Genomic DNA, 3,054 nt, shown 5'->3' with positions numbered 1-3,054 from the left:
CTTTGCCTCGGATTCCGCAATTCATCTCAACGGCCGCGTTTGTGTCTCTGCGAACAGCTGGCCATGAACCCGTCTGACAAGCCAAGCCCGGGTAAAGAAGCGCCAGAGCCCAAGCCTTCGCGCGCGGAGGAGGCTCGACGCATCATCGAGGAATATGCGGACAGCCTGCGCGAGATCATCGGGAAGCTCCGTCGGCGCCTCAATGGAGGGACTTCCGATTGAGACGGTGACGACCAGGGTGCGGGGGGCGCGGTTTCTATCACGCGGGTGCCGATATCCATGGTGCCGCGTGGACGTTGGTCAACCGTCGAGGAGTTTGCCTCAACGCCCCTGATTTCGGCAATGGGTCATTTTCGGACTTGGGCGCGCGCAGTTGCGAGGTCCGCTTTACCCCGATGAGCCGACATCGCGAGTTTGACCGCTTGCGCTCGACTCAGCCTACTCAGGCCGGGATGAAACATCGTGTTCAGAAGCCTCGTTTCGCTCGCCGCTCTAGCTCATGCCTTAGCGCGCGGACTTCATGAAAAGTATGCCTCTGTTTTGCTCACTAGGTATCAGCCGTCTCCTTCAACATGGCCTCCATGGTGCGGATGTTGGCCAAGATCTCAAGCTCTAGCAACTCGATGGTGTCGATCTGATCGAGCGTGAGGGATTCGGAAAAATCTTTCGGCAGCAGCGAGTGAAGGTACGCGTTGCGGACGATCGCGGCACCGAGTCGCTCTTCCAGCTCATTCTTCACCAGGATTCCTCATCCCGGCCCATGGCGGCTTGCGTCCCTGATCGGCCTGTCGGGCTGCCTGCCGGGCCACCTTCTGAGGATCGGTCCTCGCCTGCGGAGCCAATCGCAATCGGGTTGCAAGCATCGCCTGTATCTTGACGGCCATCTGCCATCCCTCGATGTTCTTGCCGGGACCTGAGCGGGCCACCAAGGTTGCTTGAATGAAGCTGTTGAGCAGCGGCACGTCGGACTCGACGAAGTGCCTCGGGTCACACGAGCCGACCAACTCGACGAACAGTGCTCTCTCGGGTTTGCTGAGATATGACGGCGCCGTTAATCGTGCGGGCTGGCCGCTGACGTTGAGGGAGACTACGTTAGCCGCTGATCTGCGGCCTCGCTGTAGCATGATTGACTCCTTCTCAAAGGATATGACTATTTATAAGGTATGGACTGGCACGCGATCCGTGATCCAAAACGGGCTATTGTTTTGATACGCCCCCCCCTGGCCCCTAGATGCCGCTGGAGGTTCGCTGGGAAAATAAGAAAAACAGCGCGATCCGAACTGAATAGCAGCGGCCCTAGCAATTGACTGTTGGCATGCTCGCCATCAACTGCTAGGTCGCGCTCGACAAGCCGCATGGAATGCACGGCACCGGCTTGCAGCCTCATTGCTCAGCCTTCCTTATGATTTGCATCGCATCATCGCAAAACGCTGAATCGCTGATCCCAGCGTAAAATGTAAGCTCTCCAGTTCGCGCCTTTGCATCTCTTCTGCGATCAGGGTTTCAGCGATGCGCAGGATGCGTTCCTCAATCGAGATATGATGTGCATTTTGAAGCGACATACCGATCATCCATACTTTCTCGCTGCGACATCTCGCAAGGCAGCTTCGAATAGTCGTTGATCTGATTTGGGAAGGTAAGTCGTCGCTGATAGCATGGCCGAGGCTGAGTGAACGAAATCCCTCACTCTTCTCTGATCTTGCTCCGACAGAGACTGTGTCATCTGCACCACCTGGCTCAGAAGCACAACAATGTGATCGACCTCTCCGCTTGACGGGTTGCTCACATGAGAATTCTTCCTTGCATCGACAGAGTGGTTCACATCATCGTTGACCTGTGGCCACTGCCACACACCGTCAACAATCACTGCAATACTACGCATCATAACAAATCCTCGCCGCGCCACTTAGTGTATGATGGCCAGCCATAGCGCTCATCATCAGGCGAAGTTGATTTCAACTCTTCGGCCCTGGCTTGCTGATAACGACGCAAGGTCTCAGCCCATTCCTGCTCGGTGAGGGATGGTCCTAACTGTACCGGCTTAACGGTGATCGTGTACTTGAGCATCTCATCAGTCCCACTTATGTTTTTTGATATGAATTTTGTGGCCGCGCCAAGTCGCACCGACATACTCCCCCCGCCAATGGTCTTTTCGACCTTCTGGCTTGGGATTGGGTCGCGGCGGTCCTACCAACGCGAGTTTGGCGCGGCATTTAACTTCGCGCGCGCGCTCAATCTGCTCAGCCTCAATGGCGGCTTGCTCGCGCGGGGTGATTATGGGTTTGTTTGTGTGATCGAGTAAGGGCTTGCGCGTTTTCATGACAAACGTCCCGCCAATGGGTTCTCGGAGTTTTACCCAAATTAAATGAGCGTACGCGTAACGCGTTACACTATTTTCGCGAACCGGGCTGCTTAACAGCTTGGCGCTTATTCTTGACCGCCCGCCGAACGATCCCTGTGTCATCCTTCACCACGAACTCAAGGACTGCTGCAAGGATGGAATCAGTCCTTCTGTCGCGCTCTTTATCAGTGAGTTCGTAAGCTTGCTTTTCATGCACCTCGTGAGCTTGTTCGATCTCCACATCATCAAGGATGGCAGCGACGACTGAGTCATGAAGTGGCAAATGGTGGAAGCGAATTGGATCACGTCGCGGGTTCTCCTTAATGCGCTGGCGTAAAGCCCGGACCCGTAGTCGGGTATCGACGGTTTTCTTGGAGACGAGTGTTCTGGCGCCTGACTGCAAGTTAACCACCGGGTTCGTGGCAGCCATAAGTGCCACCGGACGGGGCCAGAGCGACCTTGCGGAAGGAGAGATCGGTCTCGCGGAGCTTCACGGCTGCGGCCTGCTGCTCTGGCGTCAATGCGGAAACTTAGGCATGGAGAACCTCAGGCGGGCTGACAGGAGGGTTCGGCGAGGGTACCCCTGTATCATCCCCCTACCACGGCTTGGTGAACCACGGCTCTCCCGGCAGCCTTTGGCAGGGAATCGGTTGACGCAATGTGGCAGGTATCGGGATTTCCCACCTCATGACCGCGTGTCACTTGTGTCACTT

The 3,054-nt window shown here is 56.2% G+C and carries 7 protein-coding genes; 1 reads left to right on the top strand and 6 read right to left on the bottom strand.

Going from position 1 to position 3,054, the window contains the following annotated elements:
- On the top strand, nucleotides 1-222 hold a 222-nt coding region (locus FXB41_RS40100), incomplete at its 5' end, for a hypothetical protein (protein ID WP_219685682.1).
- Nucleotides 223-547: 325 nt separating this feature from the next.
- Here the strand turns inward: FXB41_RS40100 and FXB41_RS40095 are convergent.
- The 6 genes from FXB41_RS40095 to FXB41_RS40070 form a co-directional block, all read right to left on the bottom strand.
- Nucleotides 548-739 (bottom strand): hypothetical protein, encoded by a 192-nt coding sequence (locus tag FXB41_RS40095; protein ID WP_219685681.1) that lies wholly within the window; start codon nucleotides 737-739, stop codon nucleotides 548-550.
- Complete coding sequence (locus FXB41_RS40090; RefSeq protein WP_219685680.1) at nucleotides 729-962, bottom strand: hypothetical protein; 234 nt, start codon at nucleotides 960-962, stop codon at nucleotides 729-731. Before FXB41_RS40090 ends, FXB41_RS40095 begins: the two co-directional genes overlap by 11 nt.
- Nucleotides 963-1,400: 438 nt before the next feature.
- Nucleotides 1,401-1,571 (bottom strand): hypothetical protein, encoded by a 171-nt coding sequence (locus tag FXB41_RS40085; RefSeq protein ID WP_219685679.1) that lies wholly within the window; start codon nucleotides 1,569-1,571, stop codon nucleotides 1,401-1,403.
- 310 nt (nucleotides 1,572-1,881) lie between these two features.
- On the bottom strand, nucleotides 1,882-2,067 hold the full coding sequence (locus tag FXB41_RS40080; protein WP_219685678.1) for a hypothetical protein: 186 nt from the start codon (nucleotides 2,065-2,067) through the stop codon (nucleotides 1,882-1,884).
- A 4-nt stretch (nucleotides 2,068-2,071) separates the two neighbouring features.
- Nucleotides 2,072-2,320 (bottom strand): hypothetical protein, encoded by a 249-nt coding sequence (locus FXB41_RS40075; RefSeq protein WP_219685677.1) that lies wholly within the window; start codon nucleotides 2,318-2,320, stop codon nucleotides 2,072-2,074.
- Nucleotides 2,321-2,390: 70 nt separating this feature from the next.
- The gene (locus FXB41_RS40070; protein WP_219685676.1) at nucleotides 2,391-2,771 is read right to left on the bottom strand and encodes a hypothetical protein; all 381 of its coding nucleotides are present in this window, start codon (nucleotides 2,769-2,771) and stop codon (nucleotides 2,391-2,393) included.
- Nucleotides 2,772-3,054: the final 283 nt, after the last annotated feature.

The organism is Bradyrhizobium canariense, from assembly GCF_019402665.1.
Taxonomy (GTDB): domain Bacteria; phylum Pseudomonadota; class Alphaproteobacteria; order Rhizobiales; family Xanthobacteraceae; genus Bradyrhizobium; species Bradyrhizobium canariense.
The sequence above is the reverse complement of the archived record's forward strand: the minus strand, read 5'-3'. Positions and strand labels throughout refer to the sequence as shown.

What these genes read in the sequence shown, in the direction of transcription:
- FXB41_RS40070 (WP_219685676.1), bottom strand. Translation starts at nt 2,771, where the DNA reads ATGGCTGCCACGAACCCGGTGGTTAACTTGCAGTCAGGCGCCAGAACA.
- FXB41_RS40075 (WP_219685677.1), bottom strand. Translation starts at nt 2,320, where the DNA reads ATGAAAACGCGCAAGCCCTTACTCGATCACACAAACAAACCCATAATC.
- FXB41_RS40085 (WP_219685679.1), bottom strand. Translation starts at nt 1,571, where the DNA reads ATGATCGGTATGTCGCTTCAAAATGCACATCATATCTCGATTGAGGAA.
- FXB41_RS40080 (WP_219685678.1), bottom strand. Translation starts at nt 2,067, where the DNA reads ATGCTCAAGTACACGATCACCGTTAAGCCGGTACAGTTAGGACCATCC.